The 17,220-nt window shown below is 42.0% G+C and carries 16 protein-coding genes; 7 read left to right on the top strand and 9 right to left on the bottom strand.

The window, feature by feature from the left end; all coding sequences use genetic code 11:
- Positions 1-395, bottom strand: a 395-nt coding sequence (locus tag ABF638_RS20240) for a leucine-rich repeat domain-containing protein (RefSeq protein WP_435024782.1), incomplete at its 3' end; no start/stop codon positions are given.
- 261 nt (positions 396-656) lie between these two features.
- Here ABF638_RS20240 and ABF638_RS20235 point away from each other — a divergent pair.
- The 4 genes from ABF638_RS20235 to ABF638_RS20220 all read left to right on the top strand — a co-directional run bounded on the left by ABF638_RS20235 (position 657) and on the right by ABF638_RS20220 (position 6,292).
- The gene (locus ABF638_RS20235) at positions 657-824 is read left to right on the top strand and encodes a tetratricopeptide repeat protein (RefSeq protein ID WP_435024784.1); all 168 of its coding nucleotides are present in this window, start codon (positions 657-659) and stop codon (positions 822-824) included.
- A gap of 436 nt (positions 825-1,260) precedes the next feature.
- On the top strand, positions 1,261-2,790 hold the full coding sequence (locus ABF638_RS20230) for an FAD-dependent oxidoreductase (RefSeq protein WP_435024781.1): 1,530 nt from the start codon (positions 1,261-1,263) through the stop codon (positions 2,788-2,790).
- A gap of 768 nt (positions 2,791-3,558) precedes the next feature.
- Positions 3,559-4,389, top strand: a complete 831-nt coding sequence (locus ABF638_RS20225) for a squalene/phytoene synthase family protein (RefSeq protein ID WP_435024780.1) — start codon at positions 3,559-3,561, stop codon at positions 4,387-4,389.
- Positions 4,390-4,687: 298 nt separating this feature from the next.
- On the top strand, positions 4,688-6,292 hold the full coding sequence (locus ABF638_RS20220) for a protein kinase domain-containing protein (protein ID WP_435024779.1): 1,605 nt from the start codon (positions 4,688-4,690) through the stop codon (positions 6,290-6,292).
- 101 nt (positions 6,293-6,393) lie between these two features.
- On the opposite strand, the gene ABF638_RS20215 is transcribed toward ABF638_RS20220, so the two are convergent.
- Positions 6,394-8,316, bottom strand: coding sequence for a protein kinase domain-containing protein (locus ABF638_RS20215; protein WP_435024778.1), 1,923 nt, complete (start codon positions 8,314-8,316; stop codon positions 6,394-6,396).
- 163 nt (positions 8,317-8,479) lie between these two features.
- Between ABF638_RS20215 and ABF638_RS20210 the strand changes: the two genes are divergently transcribed.
- Positions 8,480-8,968, top strand: coding sequence for a hypothetical protein (locus ABF638_RS20210; protein WP_435024777.1), 489 nt, complete (start codon positions 8,480-8,482; stop codon positions 8,966-8,968).
- Between the two features lie 272 nt (positions 8,969-9,240).
- Here ABF638_RS20210 and ABF638_RS20205 read toward each other — a convergent pair whose 3' ends face one another.
- Positions 9,241-11,418 carry a dynamin family protein gene (locus tag ABF638_RS20205; protein WP_435024776.1) on the bottom strand — a complete coding sequence of 726 codons (2,178 nt, stop codon included), beginning with the start codon at positions 11,416-11,418 and terminating at the stop codon, positions 9,241-9,243.
- Between the two features lie 316 nt (positions 11,419-11,734).
- Here ABF638_RS20205 and ABF638_RS20200 point away from each other — a divergent pair, with 316 nt between their 5' ends.
- Positions 11,735-11,923, top strand: a complete 189-nt coding sequence (locus ABF638_RS20200; protein ID WP_435024775.1) for a hypothetical protein — start codon at positions 11,735-11,737, stop codon at positions 11,921-11,923.
- A 126-nt stretch (positions 11,924-12,049) separates the two neighbouring features.
- Here ABF638_RS20200 and ABF638_RS20195 read toward each other — a convergent pair whose 3' ends face one another.
- Together ABF638_RS20195 and ABF638_RS20190 are read right to left on the bottom strand one after the other, a co-directional pair.
- Positions 12,050-12,271 (bottom strand): type II toxin-antitoxin system HicA family toxin, encoded by a 222-nt coding sequence (locus tag ABF638_RS20195; protein WP_435024774.1) that lies wholly within the window; start codon positions 12,269-12,271, stop codon positions 12,050-12,052.
- Positions 12,261-12,467 (bottom strand): type II toxin-antitoxin system HicB family antitoxin, encoded by a 207-nt coding sequence (locus tag ABF638_RS20190; RefSeq protein ID WP_435024773.1) that lies wholly within the window; start codon positions 12,465-12,467, stop codon positions 12,261-12,263. The genes ABF638_RS20195 and ABF638_RS20190 overlap by 11 nt, the downstream gene beginning before the upstream one ends.
- A gap of 136 nt (positions 12,468-12,603) precedes the next feature.
- On the opposite strand from ABF638_RS20190, the gene ABF638_RS20185 reads away from it, so the two are divergent.
- Positions 12,604-13,599 carry a YgfZ/GcvT domain-containing protein gene (locus tag ABF638_RS20185; protein ID WP_435024772.1) on the top strand — a complete coding sequence of 332 codons (996 nt, stop codon included), beginning with the start codon at positions 12,604-12,606 and terminating at the stop codon, positions 13,597-13,599.
- A gap of 137 nt (positions 13,600-13,736) precedes the next feature.
- On the opposite strand, the gene ABF638_RS20180 is transcribed toward ABF638_RS20185, so the two are convergent.
- The 4 genes from ABF638_RS20180 to ABF638_RS20165 form a co-directional block, all read right to left on the bottom strand.
- Positions 13,737-14,699: a DUF5331 domain-containing protein gene (locus ABF638_RS20180; protein ID WP_435024783.1), complete on the bottom strand. Its 963-nt coding sequence runs from the start codon at positions 14,697-14,699 to the stop codon at positions 13,737-13,739.
- A 109-nt stretch (positions 14,700-14,808) separates the two neighbouring features.
- Entirely contained in the window at positions 14,809-15,147 is a 339-nt protein-coding gene (locus tag ABF638_RS20175) for a (2Fe-2S) ferredoxin domain-containing protein (RefSeq protein WP_181931267.1), read from the bottom strand.
- A 73-nt stretch (positions 15,148-15,220) separates the two neighbouring features.
- Positions 15,221-16,195: a cysteine synthase A gene (locus tag ABF638_RS20170; protein WP_181931268.1), complete on the bottom strand. Its 975-nt coding sequence runs from the start codon at positions 16,193-16,195 to the stop codon at positions 15,221-15,223.
- Positions 16,196-16,594: 399 nt separating this feature from the next.
- On the bottom strand, positions 16,595-16,789 hold the full coding sequence (locus tag ABF638_RS20165) for a hypothetical protein (protein ID WP_435024771.1): 195 nt from the start codon (positions 16,787-16,789) through the stop codon (positions 16,595-16,597).
- Positions 16,790-17,220: the final 431 nt, after the last annotated feature.

Genomic DNA, 17,220 nt, shown 5'->3' with positions numbered 1-17,220 from the left:
TGCAGGTTGGTGAGTTGGCCAATTTCCGGTGGCAGACTGCTCAGTTGATTACTGTTGAGGTCGAGGGTTTGCAGGTTGGTGAGTTGGCCAATTTCTGTTGGCAGGCTCAGTTGATTAATGAAGAGGTCGATGGTTTGCAGGTTGGTGAGTTGGCCAATTTCTGTTGGCAGGCTCAGTTGATTATTGTCGAGGTTGAGGGTTTGCAGGTTGGTGAGTTGGCCAATTTCCGGTGGCAGACTGCTCAGTTGATTACTGTCGAGGTTGAGGGTTTGCAGGTTGGTGAGTTGGCCAATTTCCGGTGGCAGCGTTGTTAAGCCTTTAAAATAAAGGTCTAATTCTGTCACCTTGTCTCTGACAGCTTGTTCAATAATTTGCAGCAGTTCTTCGTTAGTCATTTCGGGTTTTACAGAGGCGATGCCTGACGACGAGTTGCTGCTTGGACGCGCAGCAGAGAAATTGAGCTAATTAATAATGTAGCCTGTATCAAGGATTGCATTGAGGCAATGTGCGATCCTGTGGTTCTACGCTCCCCTTCAAAACCTCATAATTCCACCTCTGAACTCGAAGTTTGCACCTTTGAACACGAACTGCCGAGTTAAAAAGGCGTTGGTGCAACCCGCCGCAGGTATCGCTTTGTTTCCTTTGAGAATTGGCCAATAGCGATCGCACAATTATCCCTGAGCAAGAAATCAAAGGCGATCGCCGCCTACCAACAAGCCTTACGCCTCGACCCTAATTTTGAAATCTCTCACCATAATCTGGGATTAGCACTACAAGCTAATAGCTTCACCCATATTGATAATTCATGCTTAATCAAAATATAAAGAAATTATAGAAGAATCTCACCTCTTTTCATAGTATATTTTTCTGCCAACTTCATCCCCAATAAAGTATATTTTCAATGTCTATCATGCTACAGATACTTTATTTATAAATAATAGTTTAGACTTACAAAACAACAAGCTGGAATACACATCTTAACTTAGTTTTAGCAAGGATTGTAAGGTATATTGAGGCACAACAAAAAAGGAAAACGCGAAAATACTTTTCATTTCTCCTTCCTTTTTAGTCAAGACCTACACACTGAAAATCTGAAAAATCGCTCCCTCAACCAAGCCTTAAAAAAAGGATGACTCTCTAGAGCCAACTTGTTAAGGAGTTGGGAAATATCTTGTGCATAAGTCCTATTACCTTGCCATCGCCCTTATCCCTAAAACTTTCTTTCCAGTAACTAAATTTGGCTTGAGACTCTATAAGAATATGCGAAACGACTCTGGTAAAACTATTTCTATTTGGATGACAACGGCAGAAGTCCCAGATCAACTTGTGCTTACCGAAAATACTCATGCAGATGTGTGCGTTATCGGTGCTGGGATAGCGGGGATGTCAACTGCCTATATGTTAACCCGCGAAGGTAAGTCAGTAGTCGTGTTAGATGATGGCCCCATTGGTGGCGGTCAAACGGCAAGAACAACAGCACACCTATCGAACGTGCTAACTTATCGTTACCACGAACTGGAGCAAATGCACGGTAAAGAGGGTGCAAAACTTGTTGCCCAAAGTCATGCAACAGCAATTAATACTATAGAGGCGATCGCTACTCAAGAAAACATTAACTGTGACTTTGAGCGACTTGACGGCTATCTTTTTCCCCCAGACCTAAAATCAATAGATGAGATTCAGCAGGAGTTAGAAGCAGTACACCGAGCTGGACTTACTGATGTAGAAATGGTGAAAAAAGCGCCGCTAACTGATTTTGATACAGGAGTGTGTCTACGCTTTCCCCAACAAGGGCAATTTGACCCGCTGAAGTATCTAAGTGGGCTTGCAGAAGCCATTCAACGCCGTGGTGGTAGAATTTACACAGGGACGCACGTAGAAAAAATCAAAGGTGGTTTACCCGCCCGCGTTGAGACGAGCAGTGGTAAAGTTGTAACAGCTGATGCTGTGGTAGTAGCCACCAACTCACCCATCAGTAACTTGGCTACTATGCATTTTAAGCAGGCTCCATATATGACTTTTGTCATCGGTGCAAAAGTGCCTCACGATTCTGTTTTTAAAGCGCTTTACTGGGATACCCTCGATCCTTACCACTACGTGCGAACGCAAAGCATTGACGAACAGTATGATGTCTTAATTGTTGGCGGCGAAGACCACAAAACCGGACAAGCTGACGATGCTTCCTCACGATATGCCAAACTTGAGACATGGACACGAGAACGTTTCCCGATGGCACAGGAAGTTTTATTTCGCTGGTCAGGTCAGGTAATGAATTCTGATGATGGTATAGCCTACATTGGCAAAAACCCCTTTGACGAAGAAAACGTCTACATCGTCACCGGTGATACAGGCATAGGAATGACCCACGGCACGATCGCGGGCATACTCTTAACAGATTTGATTTTAGGGCGAAAGAATACCTGGGCAGAGCTTTATGACCCATCGCGTGCGAGAATTGGTGGAGTAGGTGATTTTATATCTGAGAATCTCAACGTTGCTGCCCAGTATTTAGAGTGGGTGACACCAGGGGATGTTGATTCCGTCGAAAAAGTCACTCCCGGTACAGGTGCAGTAGTGCGGCATGGTTTGACAAAAGTCGCAGCCTATCGAGATGAAAACGGTACATTACACGAACATTCTGCAATCTGTACTCACCTCAATTGTATCGTCGCCTGGAATTCTTCAGAAAAAACCTGGGATTGCCCGTGTCACGGTTCGCGGTTTAATACGCAGGGACAGGTAATCAACGGGCCAGCCATTAATGGGCTGACACCAATGGAAAACAAATGAAGTAGGCAGAGATTTTGGTGGGGGACTTAGACCGTTGCTCCCTCTCGTTGCCGCAGGAGACAGAGGACAATATTCTTCTATTTCTCCTGCTTCCTGCCTCTCTTGTTAAACCCTTAATTCCTTTGGTCGCATCAGTTCTAGGTAAAAATATTCAGAAACTTTTTGTTGAGTGGGCAAACAGCCCACTTTTTTATTGTCAATGTAGTAAATATACGGGAACTTATGGTTATGGGTTATGGTCAATATCTGATTAGCGTAGACGTAGACCGTCGCAGCCCTCTGTGTCCAATTTAACTTACCTTAATTCTTCGGAAAACCGCTGTTCGCATCTAAAGGTGCGTACCAATGCTGTTATTCGTTGTCATCTGTTCCTAAATTGTCTTTATATATACAATAATTACACTTTTTTAGTCAGATTAACGCAGACTTTAAACGCTTTCAAATCCATAAAATGCATGTTTGCTCATGGAAAAATTTTGTGATATTCAGCCAAATATTACCATAATTCTTTATATCTATATTAAAAGTTTATGAAAGCTATATCAAACGACACCTCACACATTTTTGCAACCAAAAACCTATATACTGGACTAGACTTTGATCAATTTGAGACTTTTGTTAATTGCAACACCAAAACTATTAATTTTTAGATGAAATACTAGCGTATCTTATAGTCTATAGTTTTTAAGGTTTAGTCAAAACTATATCCAGTATCATCAAAAAACTGCAAACTTCATGTGGTGCAAAAATCAAGCGGGGAGTGAAAACATGAATTTACGTAGAGATGCATTGCAAATCCTCAAAGAAACTAGCCGAACTTTTTATATACCAATTAGTCTTTTACCGCCAGGATTGCAAGAAGCAGTAGCATCAGCATATTTGTGTATGCGTGCCATTGATGAAATTGAAGATCATCCTGAATTAGATAATGTTACTAAAGCGAAGTTATTAAGAAGCATTAGCCTGACATTACAGGCAGGGGTTGATGGCTTCGCGGTAGATGCTTTCTTTGCAGGATTTAGTGGGTATGAGAATTCATTAGAAGAAGTCACTTTGAGCATTAGAGAATGGTCGCTGCTAGCACCAGACACCATTGCACCTCGAATTTGGGATGCCACTGCTGCAATGGCAGACCGGATGGCTTATTGGGCAGAAAGAAACTGGAAAATTTCCACAGAAGCTGATTTGGATCGTTATACCTTTGGGGTTGCAGGTGCAGTGGGATTGTTACTTTCGGACTTATGGGCTTGGTACGATGGAACACAAACGAACCGTACCCAGGCAATTGGATTTGGTCGGGGCTTGCAAGCAGTTAATATCCTGCGTAACCATACTGAAGATTTGGGGCGTGGGGTAGAATTCTTCCCAGAGGGTTGGAATGTAGAAAATATGCAAGAGTATGCCCGGCGCAATCTAGCCCTGGCAGAAGCTTATACTAAAGACCTTCCTACTGGCCCAGCCTTAGATTTTTGCCAAATTCCCTTAACCTTGGCTAATGGAACTCTTGACGCCCTTGCTAATGGTAAAGAGAAACTCAGCCGTAGTGACGTTTTTGCCCTTATCGAACAATTGATTAGTGTAAACATGAAAGCTAGCTAAATTGCCTCCAAATTTGGGCATCCAAAATCCTACAGCGATTTTCTGTCGGAGAGCCAGTGTGGTCTTGGAGTTTCTCCAAGTAAAGCAACTGGCATTGGGCACTGCCCTCCAAATTTACCCGTGTAAGTATAATAAATTATCTTGTTCTAGCAGTCGATTTACGTAATTTTAGCTAAACTTTAGCAACTCTTCAAAGGATTTCCAGCAAAAATGACCTGGCAGGAGTTGATTAATATCTAAATAATTGAAAGGGAGTATAACACTCCCCGTGATTATTCGTGCAGCGAGTTGAGAGTGCATGAGCTACTGCTTAAATCCTACCTGTCCCAATCCAGAAAATTTGGCATATAGCCAAAGGTGTCAGTCTTGTGGCTCGCAACTACTGTTGCGCGATCGCTATCAGGTGATCAAACCATTAGGTCAGGGTGGCTTTGGAGCAACCTTCTTAGCCAATGATCAAGGCCTACCAGGAGAACCGAGTTGCGTAATCAAACAATTACGCCCATCAGGAAGCGCCCCACACGTTTTACAGATGGCCAGAGAACTCTTTGAGCGAGAAGCCAAAACTCTAGGTAAGATTGGCAATCATCCCCAAGTACCAAGATTGTTAGATTATTTTGAAGATCATGAGCAATTCTACTTAGTTCAAGAATACATCAGTGGTGATACCTTGCAGGAGGAGGTCAAACTTAACGGCATCTTGAGCGAAACTGGAGTCAAGCAATTTTTGAGCGAAGTTTTGCCACTTCTCCAATACATCCACGAGCAAAAGGTGATTCATCGTGATATCAAGCCAGCCAACTTAATTCGCCGCACTCAAGATGCCAGAATGGTACTCATTGACTTTGGTGCCGTCAAAAACCAAATCAGTCAAGGTGCGGCAAGTCCATCAGGACAGACAGCATTAACTGCTTATGCCATTGGTACTCCTGGTTTTGCGCCTCCAGAGCAAATGGCTATGCGTCCAGTCTACGCCAGTGACATTTATGCACTGGGGGTGACATGCATTTATTTACTGACTAGCAAAACTCCTAAAGATTTAGATTACAATCCCAACACCGGCGAGATGATGTGGGAGCAGCTTGTGCAAGTGAGTGACCACTTGAGCAATGTCTTGCGAAAAATGTTAGACGTGTCTGTACGTAGTCGCTATCAGTCAGCGGCAGAAGTTCTCAGAGCCTTGGAAATAGAACCATACTTAGATAGTTTAGCCAAGGGTTTACTGATTAAATCTGATAGTGGATCTAAAGAGCGAACACATAACTACCTGGAAAATTCTGCTGTTTTATCTAATCACCCTTCTACTGGTGTTAGCAATACAGGAGTAGCACAGGTAGCGGCAGCAATTCGCGCTAGACGAGCCAAGGCAGCAGAAGCGGGTGGATTACACCAGGGTTCTGGAATGGCCAAATCAACCACTTTAGCTAACAGCAACAGTAATGGTTCACAAGTTCAAAATTCTAGAGTTGAGCGGAAGTTAGATACCCAAAGTTTATTAACAGCCTATCTGAAGGGAAGACGGGATTTTGCCCTACACAATTTAAATTTGCTGAATCTGCAAGGGGCTGACTTATCCCAAACAAATTTCCATTCTGCTCAATTGCAAAAAACCAATCTTCAGGGAGCTAATCTTCACAATAGTGACTTTGGCAGAGCCAGTCTCACTCGAGCAAATCTTAAAGATGCTAATTTGACCAAAGCATACTTTAACCATGCTGATTTAGAAGGGGCAGACCTGCGAGGTGCAGACCTCAGCAATGCTTATCTTAGCAATGCTAACCTCCGAGGAGCTAATTTGTGTGGTGCTAATCTCACCAGTGCCAAAATTTCTGATGAGCAGCTAGCACTAGCAAAAACAAATTGGATGACTGTGCGCCCCAATGGAAAACGAGGTTTATTGTAATTTGAAAGTATGAAGAGTGCTGAGTTACGTTAGCGGGAGCGGGGCTAATACCCGCATACATCATTGCTGAGTACTCTTTCTTCACTTAGCACTCGTAACTGTTAAAAACCACTTTGAGGAGTTTCTGTAGCATTAGGACTCTCTGTAGTGGCAGGTTGGTTAGTATCAGGAAGTTTTTGTTCGGTACTCTTCTGATTACCTTGATTTTCTACTTTAGGTAATGCCTGTTTTGCTATATTTTCGGCCGCTTGTTTAAATAATGGTTCTATTTTGTTTCGCCAATATTGAGTATTAGGCAATTTTTCTGGATGGTTTCTATAATCTAAAACTTTATCCCATTTACCATCATCTATTGCTTTGTTGATCTCATTAGATAACGCCTCCGCCTTAGCCCAATCTTCCTGCCACTGAGCAATCATTTTGCCTGTCTCTTGGATACCAGAAGCAGCATTTGCCGGAATCGATCTTAAAAGTGCGATCGCTCCCACTATATCTCCTGATTCGTACTTCTTTCTGGCTTGTTCTATAATATTGGCACTGTTATCATTAGGCTGCGATCGTTCTGATTTCCCACCATCATCAGTTGACCCTTTTGGCTTTTCTGGTGATGGAGTGACTACATTCCTCGATTTTGGTTTTGCCTTGGGAATTGTTCGAGTCGCAATCAAGCTACTATCATCTACAATCTTAGTTGCAATGCCCTTGTCGCGCAGGCAAGAACCCCATTCTTGATTATTGGTTATCACATCCGAGTGTGCCCAAGCCAAACGACCAGATTTAAGTTTAACTTCTATCCAACCTCGTCTTGTCCGCTTGCCAGTCACCTCGAAATTGGTGTTATCAGCAACTGTTTGCAAAACATTATCAGAATTTATCGAACTAGGTTCAGAACGAATATTAGAATTTCCGACGACAACAGCCGAGCATTTGTTTGCTAAAGCGGTATCCTTACCTGTAAGATTTAAAGCTAAATTTTTTACATTTGGATATACATTTGCTACCAAGGCAGCCGCACTACCCGCTAATAATATACCGATTAATATCGGCCAGGGGTCGGATTTACTAGAGTCTTGACGCGCAGGTTTGACAGGATTTGCTGGTGCAACTGCAACAGTTTGCAACCGAGATACTTGAGGCTGAGATTTGCCTGCTTGGTAACTAGAACTTTTGGCGGCTTCTTGAGGTATGGAAAGTGTAGATACAGGATTAATCGCGTCTTTACACGCTTGCAGTGCTTCTGTAGCGTTTTGGTAGCGGTCTTTGAAGTGATAACGCACCATCTTAGTTAACACTGCCGCCAGTCGATGGTTTACGGTTACTGAATGACGCCAGATGATTTCCCCCGTTTCTGGGTCTTCTTGCAATTCTGTCGGCTGTAATCCTGTTAGTGCTTGAATGGCAATGATGCCAAGGGAATAGATGTCGCTGTTGGGACGAGGTTTACCTTGCCCTTGTTCTGTGGGCATATAGCCAGGAGTACCGATAACGACTGTGGCAGAGGGTTGTCCGCCCACTGTTACCATCTGTGTACGCAGTTGCTTCACTGCTCCAAAATCAACTAAAACGAACTTATTATCTGAGGCGCGACGGATAATATTATCCGGTTTGATATCGCGGTGAATCACGCCTTGGCGATGGACAAATTCGAGAATTTCCAGAACTTCCTGCAACAGTTGAATTACTCGGCTTTCATTCCAGCGCTTACCAGGTATAAGTTCTTCAGCTAGGGTGTGTCCTTCAATATATTCTTGTACTAGATAGAATTCTTGGTTTTCGTCAAAATACGCTAGTAGCCTGGGTATTTGGTCATGGTTGCCCAGTTTTTCTAAGGTTTCGGCTTCGCTGTTGAACAGGCGTTTAGCAGTATCAAAAACTCTGGGGTCAGTTCCGGGTTTGAGGTGCTTGACAACGCAAATAGGGTTGCCGGGCCGCCGAGTATCTTGGGCAATGTATGTTTGACCAAATCCTCCCATCGCGAGGACTCGAATTACTTGGTAACGATGGTCTAGTAGCTTGCCTATCATATTCCCTCCCCAGAGTTATTACCTAATTTTCCAGCTGGTAATAAATATCTCCAAATTTTCTTCAATGAAATCCGCTATCTTGAGAAAAGATTTAGATTAAAAACGCAGCTTTTTAATAAACGCAGACTGTTTATTTTTCTTTTAGTGCCCCTGTTTATTACCAATGCCACCTAAAATAACAAATCCAGTTGCATGGCAGCAGGCTGAAATTCTCATGCAACCTGCTTTCATTCGCGTTATCGACAACATCCGCAAGCTGCTTGATGAATCTTCCTGGACGGGAACTTACCATGATGTCCTGATTTGGCCGCCTAGCACCACTGATGAAATCAAAGCATTGGTGACTGAACTGTTGCAAGCAATGGAAACTGCAACGCCTCAAGAAGCAGATGAAATCAGAAAGACTCTGACTCGTCTGCCGATGCCCCATCCAGGATATCATCTACGTTTGCAGCGTCAACAGCAAGAAGCAAGTATCGATTTGTGGGAACTGTGTTATGAAGTGTGTTTTCTTGAATACACACCACAGAAAGAAGTTGCTGATATTGATACTAGTTTAATCGATGAATTTGGTGAAGTAGATTGGCTGCGTTTGGATGCTAAGTCAAAGGAGTTAGTTGAGCAGGCGTTTGCTAAATTACCAGAAGGGTAACAAATAAAATGCCCTCAGAATAGAATTCTGGGGCGATACAAACGAAACCCAGCGGCGTGCGTGGGTTAATGAGCTTTTTAAGGCTGTCTTAGCCGCCTACCTAAGAGGATGTTTGAAAAGTTTCTCTCTGTAACTTTAGGCACTTTTGATCCCCCCTAACCCCCCTTAAAAAAGGGGGAACTGGAGTCAAAGTCCCCCTTTTTAAGGGGGATTTAGGGGGATCTAAAACTTTTGATACCGACAAGAGGACTTTTCAAACAACCTCTAAGAGTTTATACTGCCTTCCAATTATTTAAAGATGCTTGAATAGGAGCCAATTCGCTCAAATATTCATTAAGTTTTACTTTCTGAGTTTCAACAGTCGCAAGAATTTGCTCCTTTTCGGCCTCTCTAGTTTCGCGTTCTCTCAACACGTTGTCAAACTGCTCTTGAAACTTGTTCATGTAGTCATTAATTTGCTGTTCTGCATCTCTGAAGTCTTTCGATACCTGTTTATCAATAACTTGCTCTAGTAGGTGTTGGTTTCTCGAAACTTGCTCATCTATCTTTTGCTGAATTAACCTTGCTGTTTCTTTTAAGTCAATGTCGTAAACGTTTCCTTGAATTGGAATATCAACATAATAATCTGGTTGACAGCAAGTCCCGCTTATCTTTTTTGATTTGTTTCCAATAATGATATCTTGTTGATGTTGAATTACTGCGTCAATACCTTTAAATTTAAATTTTGGAAATTGAATTTTATTAATATTAAACTCAATTTCTAAAGTTTGTCCAAGATAATCAGATAACTCATTTGATATCATTTGAATATCATTTTGGATTATTTGCACTAATTCTTCTCGGAATTTTGTTCCGTCTCTAACCAACCTATCTTGCGTTTCTAACCATAAATTCTGAATATGCGGAGCGCAAAATTGATTAATTGTGAGTTTAATAGTTTCAGCATCTTTTTTAGACTTAACTCTTATTTTATATGGATCAGCAATTTTGGTTTGCTCTATCTCCACATAAGAATCTTGGCTATTCAAATATTCGGGAAAAGATTTCGTAAGAGAGTTTAATAAGGATTCTCCAACTTTAACACCTACTCTAAATATTTTACTTAAACCTCTTAAACCAGGAAAAAAATCAAGTATACCTTCAGTCAAATCCTCTATAATTCCTCCCAATTTATCTGTATTAAATTCTTGTATTTCCATCTTTTGAGGGTTATTTTGAATTTTTGTTTGGGGTTTAGCAGACCTAGAGTGAGCAATATGATCAATTTCATCTTGTATGTTAGTTTTAGCACCCTCAGCAAACATATTAATTCCTTTGCTAAAGCCCTTCATTAACTTCTGTTTTTGTTGCTCTACAGAGTTCTTGACATCTTCAACCTTTCTTTTAGCCGAAATAGCACGTTTTCTGTACTCTTCTACTTTTTGTTTAAGGCTTTCAATCTCCATCTCCCAACCGATGAACCGTGTGTTCAGAGTATCTTCAATGGACTTACCTGCCTTAATAAGACTTGCCAAAACATCACTTAGAAGATTCCACCCAGAGTTTTGGACTACAGTTTGAATTACTGATTCTTCAATAGTCGGAATAAAACTATCTTTTAAAGCCTGTGGTGCAATTTTCTTTGGAGCAGGGGTTACAGAGTCGCCTTCCTCATTCTCTATCGCATATTTAGCACTAAAGAATGTTTTGAAATTCTTTAAATGGCTATCGCTGGCTGTACCTTGTTGGATTAATTTAGCTAAAAGTCCTTGCCATGCACTTGTAGGATATATTATGGGATCTGGAATGCCAAATCCTATCAAAGCCTGCTTTAAATCTGCTATTACATCATCAATTGCTCGATCTCCTTCTGCTTTTCGATCAACCTTGTTGAGAATGAAGTAGATTTTCCCAGTGTTTTTTGCAAGGAATTCTCCACGCTGTGCTATCAAGTCTTGAAGCAACTCTGAATTAGTATTGTCTTTGAAGGATGAGTAATCTAAAACAAACAAAATAGCATCAGATGTTCGCAGTGCTTCCAAAGCTGTTTGCTTGAGTGAAACTGTACTAAAGCCTGCGGATTCCCACTCGTTGGGGCCTGGAGTGTCAACTAAGGTAAAACCAGTTAGTGATGACAGTTTGTTGATCGCCTCTATAGGATGCTCTAGTTCAAAGCGTGTGGTATTGTCATGATTAGCTGTGGCTCGAAGCTTGTGAGTTTGCTCTAAAAATTTTTGCCGAATCACACTAGAGTCACCCTCGGCAATAACAACAGGTTTCTTTTGCCCCTGTCGATACTCCAACAGTCTTGGCGTAGCGCTAGCGTCAATTGGTCGGATATCAGTACGGCAGACTGTACAGGCTTCTGATTCACTTGCCAGAACATCAGCGCCGATCACGGCATTCAAAAAGGTACTCTTGCCAGCCTTCATCGCTGCAATCACAGCTACTTGATACTTTTGCTCTTTCAATGCGTGTAGAGCTTTGTTGATCTCATCCTCGACACTCTGCAAACCTTTGGTATCATCTCCTTCACTGAGGCGACCTTGGCGAATTTCCTGAAGGTACTGTAAAAGACGTGTACCAGTGTTGTATATGCTGTCGTGTGCTGCTTGAAACTGTTCAGAGGACATAATTAATTATGTGAGGGAAAGTTTAGCTAAAGCACGTACAGCTTAAATTACTAATGAAAATACTTACCTCAGTGATTGCACTGTCATAATAAAGACGATCGCACGCCATCCTAATCAACAAATCATCTCACTACTAGCACTGAAAAAAAGCAATATGAATAAGCCTGAAGAAGAACAAGAACTACACTTAAGACCCCGTGCAACAGAGACAGTATCAATAAAGATACCAACAGATACATTGCGATCGCTCGAAAAAGTAGCAGCTAGTCAAGATATCTCACCTCAAGCCTTGCTCAAGTTATATATTGGGCAGGGTTTGCGGCAAGATTTAGCCAAATTATGATCTGAGTAGGTACTGGAATAAACCGTGCTTTTTGTGAGGGTGTTGCACAGATAAAGATGTTTATAGGTACTTTCCGTCATTTAAGCGATCGCTTTAACCATAACCCCTTTCACCCCTACGCCGCCCTTACAAAACCTCAAACTCTTCTCCACTTATCCCAGCTTGTCGTAAAATACTGCCCAGCGTACCGATAGTAATTTCTCGATGACGAGGTGCGATCGCAGTACGGGTTCCTTCTTCGGTAGATTTGACAAACTTTACGTGACTACCCTTTTGGCTAACTTCTTCAAAGCCTGCTGCCTCTAATCTACGCTTAACTTCACGATAAGGTAATGGTTTAAGCGGCACCTATTTCTACCTGAAGTGTCTTAATTTGAGGAATAATAGTAGCTACTGGTGGTTCAAAATGCAGTGACAAAGCTTCTTCAAGATTAGCCAATGCCTCAGTTTCAGTCTCGCCCTGGCTAGCAATATCAATCTCCAAGCACTGTGCTACAAACCAGTTACTTTCCTGCCATATACTTGCAGTAAAAGTTCGTTTCATAAGTTTTTATTGTTCGGCACTTTCTTTTGATTTGATTATACGCCAGAAGAAAACCAGAGGTAGATTGAAGCCGCAAACGCTTATTTGCTAAGATTTCCAGTGCGACAACATTGAAACAGGGCAACTTCTCATCACCATGCCAACATCTACACTTGACGAGAAAGACGCAGCAGCTATCGAAGCCGCCAGAGTTGGGGTTGCAATATGCGATCGCACCGCCTGGGGACGCATCAAGGTAGCTGGCGATGATCGCCTCAATTTTTTACACAACCAAAGTACTAACAATTTCCAAATACTCAAGCCTGGACAAGGTTGTGATACGGTTTTTGTCACTTCCACAGCCAGAACAATTGATTTAGCAACCGCCTACGTTAGAGAAGATGCGGTAATCTTGCTGGTTTCACCTAACCGCCGCCAGTTTCTTATGGAATGGCTGGATAAATATATTTTCTATGCCGATAAGGTGGAATTATCTGACATCACAGAATACACCAACACCTTCAGCCTCATTGGCCCAGGAAGCGACGCTGTTTTAGAAAAGTTGGGTATTGGCGAACTCATCGGGCAGCCTTACGGTAGTCATCAAGTATACACGATCGCTCCGGCTGAGGGAGTGCGGGTTGCAGTGGGTAGCGGGTTAGCGGCTCCCGGATACACCTTCACTTTTCCCTATACTGATAAATCTTCGGTGTGGAACAAATTGTTAGAAGCTGGGGCGGTAGAAATGAGCGATCGCGCCTGGGATGCTTTGCGAATCTTACAAGGTCGCCCCGCCTCAGATTCGGAACTTACAGATGATTATAATCCGCTGGAAGTTGGCTTGTGGCAAACAATTTCTTTTAATAAAGGTTGCTATATTGGGCAAGAAACCATCGCCAGATTAAATACATATAAAGGTGTAAAGCAACACTTGCTTGGCATTCGTCTCAGTGCCCCTGCGGAAATTGGAAGTGCGATCGCAGTTGGAGATGAAAAGGTTGGCAAACTTACCAGTTATACAGAAACCGCTGATGGTTACTTTGGACTAGGTTATATTCGCACCAAAGCTGGTGGCGTGGGCTTAAAAGTCCAAGTGGGAGAAACTGAGGGTGAAGTAGTAGAAATTCCGTTTGTTTCTCACGAATACCCGTAATTTGTAATTCGTAATTCGTAATTCGTAATTCGTAATTCGTAATTAAGAAAGAACAGAGATGCTTTAGCGTAGCGTGGTACGCTAAAGCGTCTCTAGTGGTAATTGCTTTTTGGCACTCCATCTGTTGTTATGATTGTTCAAATAAAAATATCGTCTTTCTCGTCCCATCTAGTACCTTGACAAAATTCATCTACCCAAGAAGCTAGACTACGGGCATTAGTGGTTGGTAAATTCACTTTACTTTTAACGTCTTGAGGTTGAATATTCGGATGTTTGCTGCTAATTTTAACATCAGTAGTAATTGATAGCGATCGCACTGGTTTACCGTTGCTGTTAATCTCGGTGGTAATTGCCAGAGATGCACCTAAAGGAAGTCGCCCGGATGGCGATGTCTGACGACTACGCGCTGGTTTACTGTTGCTAGAAATCTCTGTTGCTAATACTAGAGATGGCATAGTTTTGGCTTTACTATTAACCTCAGTGGTCATTGTCAGCGATGCTCCTGAAGGGAGGCGTTTAAAGGGTGATTGTAGTGGCTGATATTCGCCTATAAAACCCGATGATGGAATTTTTACTGGAGTATCTGAAGCCGTTTTAGTAGCAAATGCAACCACCAACTCCGGTTGGCGTGTGCGAACTACCTCAGTATTAGCTGTAAATGATGGCACTGGTTGAGCGGCGTGTGGCAAGTTTGAGTCTAGAGTTTCAGCACAAGAATGAGACGCAATCTTGCTAGCAGTTACAACTGATGACACATCTTTATCCTCAGAATACTTCTGATCTGGCGACTTGCTTTCAACTTGGCTTGTAGCTATAGAATGTTCTGATTTTATTAAACGTAACTCTTCATCAGGATTAAAATTAAGACCTAAAGCGATGACTATTTTATCTGGATCGTTATTCAGATCCAGCATAAAAGAAAGTATTTCATCAAACTGGGGTTCCAAAACAGACAGTGTTGCCAAAATAAAACCGGACAAAGGACGCCGCAGACCATCATAAGTCCCCCAAACTCGCATTTTGACCAGCCAGGAAATATTTTGCTCGTAATAAATCAGCCACTTATGTTTTAAGGATTGACGCAGCTGCTGGATATTCATTGGATGCCTCGCTTCAGTCAACAAGATTGCAGACATTGATATTTTTAACAAAACAGAATTTAGAAGTCAGTCGCCAGAAGTCAGAATTGAATTCTGTATTCTTCTTCAATTAGTTTGATTTTTGGGGATGAAATCGATAATAGAGCATCTGTTTGACTCTTTGACCACCTAGCAAATGATGTTCTACCAGTAGAGAGACTTCATCGGGTTGAACGCCGCTATACCAGACTTCATCGGGTAATATCAGCACCATCGGCCCATTGCCACATTGTCCTAAACAGCTGCTAGCCGTTACCGCCACACCAGGGATTGGCAAAGCGGCAAAAGCTGCTAATACCTTGAGGGCACCTTGCTTTTTGCAGGTGCGATTTTGACAAACCCTTACACATCTAGGAGAAGAGGGTTGATCTATTATCGGGAAGTTTGATGGTTGAGTTATGTTTGTCATTTGTCATTTGTCATTTGTCATTTGTCATTCGTCAGTTGTCCTTTGCTAATGACTAGTGACTAATGACTAATGACTAATCTATTGAAAGTCCTTTTGAGGCTAACCATTCAGGGTTGAATATCCGCGACTGATATCGGGAACCACTATCACATAAAATGGTGACAATGGTATGTCCTGGGCCCAACTGCTTGGCTAGGGCAACAGCTGCACCAACATTAATACCTGTTGAACCACCCATTAATAGCCCATCTTTTCTCAGCAGTTGGTAAACTACTCGTAAAGCTTCTTGGTCATCGATTTGGATGGCATCATCAGCAGGTGCGCCTTCCATATTGGCTGTGACGCGACCATTACCGATGCCTTCGGTGATGGAATTTCCTTCTATATTGATTTCGCCAGTTTTGACATAGCTATAAAGTGCACTACCCAGTGGATCGGCAACAACGCATTTAATTGCCGGATTTTGTTCCTTCAAGTACAACGCTACCCCAGCATAAGTACCACCAGTACCAGTTGCAGCTGTCCATGCATCTATTTTACCATCTGTCTGCGCCCAAATTTCTGGCCCTGTGGTTTCGTAGTGGGCATGGCGATTGGCTAAGTTATCAAACTGATTCGCCCAAATGGCATTTTCTAACTCAGCAGCGACTCTGCCAGATAGCTTGACGTAGTTGTTTGGGTCTTTGTACGGTACAGCAGGGATGGGACGAACTTCTGCTCCTAGTGTTGTCAGTGCATCTATTTTTTCTTGTGACTGAGTATCGGGAATAATAATTAGGCATTTGTAGCCTTTGGCGTTGCAAATATGTGCTAGTCCAATGCCAGTATTACCAGCAGTTCCTTCTACGACAGTGCCACCGGGTTTGAGTAGACCTTTCTCTTCTGCGTCTTCGATAATGTAAAGTGCGGCGCGGTCTTTAACGGAACCGCCGGGATTGAGGAATTCTGCTTTAGCAAGGATTTCACAGCCTGTTTCTTCGCTAAAGCTGTTTAAGCGAATCAGAGGTGTGTTGCCAATAGCACCGACGAAACCATTTTTAATATCCATTTTGACTATACCTGTGTGAGTGTCTATAAAAATTTTGGCTTATAGTGGCCTCAGCATGTACGCTTTATTCCATTTTTGGTTTCAGAGTACCAGTTGATTGCTTACAAAGAAAGGCAGGAGGCGGGAGGCAGAAAGAACACATGTTTTTACTAAAGTTTCTAAGAGGTTCTTTGAAAAGTACAACACGGCGGAAATAAACCAATCATTCTAAATCAACGAAATACTTATGCTGTATTCATTTTTAATTTTTAATTCCGCCTTGCGGTACTAGCCCTGGCGACTTGAAGTCGCGGCTATACAGACAAAACCCACCTCCGTGGGTTAAAAACCTTTGATTTTTCACGCTTTCCACCTCAGTGGACTATGTTTGTGTAGTAGCGAATATTTACCTAATACTTTTCAAACAACCTTTAAGATTGCGATCGCATCTACACTCAAGTTATACCTTTTGCAGGTATTAGTAGTCAGACAATAGGCTGGAATTGCATCTTGCGGTAAATTATAGTAGCTGTAGAGATTTCCCAGCATTAGAGCAGTTACTTGTTTATTTATTTTCTTCTCTGCGAGAGGCTTCTCTTCGAGAGGTTTCGCCAACGCCAACGCCAACGCGCACCACGCAAATTATACCAATTCAATTAATAATTGCAACACATTCTTGGGTAAAGACGCGATGAATCGCGTCTCTACAAATGATCTATTTGTCGCATTCTTTTTTTAAATTGGTATTAGTTCAGAAATCAAAGCAGATTTTTATATGCATAGACTGATTGAAGAGGGATAGCTATTTGTTTAGGATTTAGCTGTCTTTCTATATTTGCAGATATAGATCGAGATAAACGCTCTGAAGACTTGTATATATAGAAATATATTTTTTCTATAGCCTAGTTCAAATATCAATTTATACCTTGTATTCTTGAACAAAAAGCTTCATGATTTACGAATCAAGCCCATAATTATAGGTTGATTAACAATGATGCCGATATACTTCATAAAAATTTCCGATTTATAGCAAGATAATATCTCAA

It is taken from the genome of Nostoc sp. CALU 1950, assembly GCF_051172895.1.
Lineage (GTDB): Bacteria > Cyanobacteriota > Cyanobacteriia > Cyanobacteriales > Nostocaceae > Nostoc > Nostoc edaphicum_A.
This window is presented reverse-complemented; position numbering and strand designations above follow the sequence as displayed.

Bases quoted from the DNA above. Each gene is read 5' to 3' on its own strand.
- ABF638_RS20200 (WP_435024775.1), top strand. From the start codon at position 11,735: ATGAATAAGCCTGAAGAAGAACAAGAACTACACTTAAGACCCCGTGCA.
- ABF638_RS20175 (WP_181931267.1), bottom strand. From the start codon at position 15,147: ATGACAAACATAACTCAACCATCAAACTTCCCGATAATAGATCAACCC.
- ABF638_RS20220 (WP_435024779.1), top strand. From the start codon at position 4,688: ATGAGCTACTGCTTAAATCCTACCTGTCCCAATCCAGAAAATTTGGCA.
- ABF638_RS20210 (WP_435024777.1), top strand. From the start codon at position 8,480: ATGCCACCTAAAATAACAAATCCAGTTGCATGGCAGCAGGCTGAAATT.
- ABF638_RS20190 (WP_435024773.1), bottom strand. From the start codon at position 12,467: ATGAAACGAACTTTTACTGCAAGTATATGGCAGGAAAGTAACTGGTTT.
- ABF638_RS20170 (WP_181931268.1), bottom strand. From the start codon at position 16,195: ATGGATATTAAAAATGGTTTCGTCGGTGCTATTGGCAACACACCTCTG.
- ABF638_RS20230 (WP_435024781.1), top strand. From the start codon at position 1,261: ATGCGAAACGACTCTGGTAAAACTATTTCTATTTGGATGACAACGGCA.
- ABF638_RS20185 (WP_435024772.1), top strand. From the start codon at position 12,604: ATGCCAACATCTACACTTGACGAGAAAGACGCAGCAGCTATCGAAGCC.
- ABF638_RS20215 (WP_435024778.1), bottom strand. From the start codon at position 8,316: ATGATAGGCAAGCTACTAGACCATCGTTACCAAGTAATTCGAGTCCTC.
- ABF638_RS20225 (WP_435024780.1), top strand. From the start codon at position 3,559: ATGAATTTACGTAGAGATGCATTGCAAATCCTCAAAGAAACTAGCCGA.
- ABF638_RS20180 (WP_435024783.1), bottom strand. From the start codon at position 14,699: ATGAATATCCAGCAGCTGCGTCAATCCTTAAAACATAAGTGGCTGATT.